The sequence below is a fragment of the Tissierellales bacterium genome (assembly GCA_035301805.1).
In the GTDB taxonomy this organism is placed as follows: Bacteria; Bacillota; Clostridia; order Tissierellales; family DATGTQ01; genus DATGTQ01.
In genome coordinates, this window is record DATGTQ010000104.1 from 1 (window position 1) to 3,384 (window position 3,384).

The following is a 3,384-nucleotide window of genomic DNA, read 5'->3' on the forward strand; positions in this document are numbered from 1 at the left end:
TAGCAAATGTGTGAAATAAGGGGTGGAATTAAATGAAGGGAATAGTTGATAGAATAATTGAAAATATTGTAGTATTAGAAGTAAAGGATGAAATGATTAATATTGAAAAATCAAAATTTCCTAGAGAAGTAGAAGAGGGGGATGTGGTAAAGCAAGAAGGGGATAACTTTATTATTCTCAAAGAAGAAACAGTAAAAAGAAAAAAATATATAGATAATTTATTTAATAGTTTGATTAAAGATGAAAAAAAGAAGTAAAATTCCATTGACAATTATAAAATAGTTTAATATAATAACGAATTAAATAATAAAAGATGAATATAAGACTGTGAAGGGAAGAGTAAGCTATAAGGAAGTTTAAGAGAGTCGGGTATGGTGGAAACCGATACGGAATTTTAGTTGAAGAACATCCCTGAGTTTTTAACCGAAAGTTTATATATTATAAACAAGTAGATTTAGACGGTTCTAGTCCGATAAAAACTAGACAGTATCGATATTAAATCTGTGCTGGTAAAGTGGTTGTATTATGCCAAAAAGGTGGTACCGCGGAAATCCTTTCGTCCTTTTAGACGAAGGGATTTTTATTTTTTGAGGAGGGGTAAAATGGTGGAGTTAGGTATTAAAGAAACACAAAGAGCAATAAAAGAAATAAAAGATTATTTTGAAAATGAATTAGCTGAGAAATTAAATTTAATTAGAGTATCTTCACCTTTATTGGTAACAAAATCTTCTGGTTTAAATGATAATTTAAGTGGGAAAGAAAAACCTGTGTCTTTTAAACTAGGAAAATATGATAAAAAAGTAGAGATAGTTCAATCTTTGGCTAAGTGGAAAAGAGTTGCACTAAAGGTCTATAACTTTGATGAATACGAAGGTTTATATACTGATATGAATGCAATTAGACCAGATGAAATTCTTGATAATACTCATTCACTATACGTAGATCAATGGGATTGGGAAAAGATTATAAAAAAAGAGGATAGAAATGAAGAGTATTTGAAAAAAATAGTAGAGGATATATTTGAAGTATTTAAAAATACAGAAAGATATATTAATTCTATTTATCCATTTTTAGAGGAAAAATTACCGGATAAAATTTTCTTTATTGATTCTCAAGAGTTAGAAAATAAATATCCTAATAAAGAATCTAAAGAAAGAGAATATCTTATTACAAAGGAATATGGAGCAGTATTTATTATGAAAATAGGTGAAAGACTAGTATCAGGAAAACCTCATGATTATAGGGCACCAGATTATGATGATTGGAAACTAAATGGTGATATTTTGTTTTATAGTTCAATTTTAGATGAGGCATTGGAATTATCCAGTATGGGTATTAGGGTGGATAAAGAATCTTTAGCTAAGCAACTTAAAGAGGCAAAAGCAGAGGAAAGAATGAAGTTAAATTATTGTAAACTTTTAATGGAAGAGAAACTGCCTTTTACTATGGGAGGTGGAATTGGACAGTCAAGAATCTGTATGTTCTTTTTAGAAAAAAAACATATAGGTGAGGTACAAGCATCAGTATGGCCTAAAGACTTATTAAACCAATGGGAAAAGGAAAATATACTTTTACTTTAGTCCCTATATAATATAGAATGGTAATAAAATATATACTAGTTATTTTAAAATAATTAGTATATATTTTAAAATAATTATGGATTTCTCTATTATCTTTAAAAAAAATGTAGTATAATGATATATGTTTGTTAAGACAATTAAATAATATATTAAGAAATTGGTTTAAACCTCCATTTAATTGGTAACAATTGCAAAGGGAGGGATTTTTGTGGCTACAGAAACTGTCAATCTATGGGAAATGTACGAGAGGCTTAAACATAATTTTTTATTCAATAACGATATTGATTCTATACATATCCTCCTTACTCTTTATGATTTAGAGGAAAATATTAGTAATATATGCCCCAAATATATGTGTATTAAAGTTATAAAAAGAAGAATAAAATCTAAACTAAGAAAACGTAAGGATAAGGAACTGATTGCTAATAGTATAGGTACACTTATTTTAGAAGAAGTAGATAGGTTAGAACTTTCTTTTTATATTGATGGATATAAACAAGGTTATTATAATTCAAAATGGGTAAATATACTTGAGGAAAGAGCTTTATATTATTATTCTATAGATGAAATTTATGATAAAAAGTCCTTATTTCATTATTATTCTGATTATGACGATATTAAATCAATTAAAGAAAAAGTAGAAGAAGCTATAAGTCAAGTAGAAAAAGAAGAAAAATCAATTGAAAAACGGGTTTGTGATTATTGTGATAAGACAATAAAAGATAAAATATTGAGTTTAAATAGATACGTAGATAAACAATTGACTATTGATTATAACTTTTATCCACTACATATTAGAGAAGAGGGCTGTATTTTAACGTTAAAAGAATTAAATGAATTATATGATATAATCGTAAAAACTTTAACTAAGGGCATTATTAAAATATATAAAGATGCTTATTGGTTTGGCCTAAATGATAAAGTTTTAAAAAGATACATATAAATGTATTAGAAATAAAGGGGGAATTAACTTATGTATGTAAAGAATCATTTTTTATCGAAAGAGAGATTAACAATAGTTTCACCAGAAGAAAGTATAGGCAGTGCTTTAGAAAAGATAAACAATGGTGACTTCATGTCTTTACCTGTATTAGATGGGGATGAATTTAAAGGGATTTTAATGAAAGAGGCTATTTTTAGAAACTATTTTGAAAAAGGCTGTTTAGATAAAGAAAAATATTTAGAGGAAACAAAGGTAAAAGATTTATATGGTCAAAATTATAAATCTATTAATGAAAATGAATTAATTGAAAATGCCTCTTATTTATTGAAGGAATTTAGAACACCTTTTTTACCTGTGTTTAATGGAGAGGAAAACTTTGTGGGGATTTTAACTCATTACGCTATATTTAATGCATTTTCGGAAATCTTTGGTTTTGAACAAGGAACTAGAATTGTAATAAATATGTTTGATATTCCTGGTCAATTAGCTAAATTAACAGAAGTCATAAGAAAAGAAAATGTAAATATAGTGAATTTAGCTGTAATGGACGCAAAAATCTTAGATGTTTATAAAGTTGTAATTAGGGTGGATACGGAAGATATTGATAATTTATTAAAGAAAATAAACAATGCTGGATTAAAAATTGCAGAAGTAACAAAAATAAATGAATAAAATTTTGTAAAGTGGGAAAAATATCCCTCTAGATGATACTGGAGGGATATTTATGAATAGGCCGAAAACTTTTGTAATAATTACATTCGTTTTAGCTATATTTATATTTAGCTTTGTTTATGGATATTATTTAATGGGGAAACGAGTGGGTAAAAAACCTCTTAATTCAACGGATAATATAGAAAAACC

4 protein-coding genes and 1 other annotated feature are annotated in these 3,384 nt (G+C 26.9%); all 4 genes read left to right on the forward strand.

The features are described 5' to 3' along the window. Nucleotides 1-32: 32 nt before the first annotated feature. The 4 genes from VK071_04830 to VK071_04845 all read left to right on the forward strand — a co-directional run bounded on the left by VK071_04830 (nucleotide 33) and on the right by VK071_04845 (nucleotide 3,195). The gene (locus VK071_04830; protein ID HLR34639.1) at nucleotides 33-257 is read left to right on the forward strand and encodes a DUF3006 domain-containing protein; all 225 of its coding nucleotides are present in this window, start codon (nucleotides 33-35) and stop codon (nucleotides 255-257) included. Between the two features lie 61 nt (nucleotides 258-318). Further along, nucleotides 319-567, forward strand: a binding site (T-box leader). A 35-nt stretch (nucleotides 568-602) separates the two neighbouring features. Next, complete coding sequence (asnA, locus tag VK071_04835; GenBank protein ID HLR34640.1) at nucleotides 603-1,580, forward strand: aspartate--ammonia ligase; 978 nt, start codon at nucleotides 603-605, stop codon at nucleotides 1,578-1,580. A gap of 208 nt (nucleotides 1,581-1,788) precedes the next feature. Beyond that, nucleotides 1,789-2,523 (forward strand): hypothetical protein, encoded by a 735-nt coding sequence (locus VK071_04840; GenBank protein ID HLR34641.1) that lies wholly within the window; start codon nucleotides 1,789-1,791, stop codon nucleotides 2,521-2,523. Between the two features lie 30 nt (nucleotides 2,524-2,553). Next, nucleotides 2,554-3,195: a CBS domain-containing protein gene (locus VK071_04845; protein HLR34642.1), complete on the forward strand. Its 642-nt coding sequence runs from the start codon at nucleotides 2,554-2,556 to the stop codon at nucleotides 3,193-3,195. The last annotated feature ends 189 nt before the right edge of the window (nucleotides 3,196-3,384 follow it).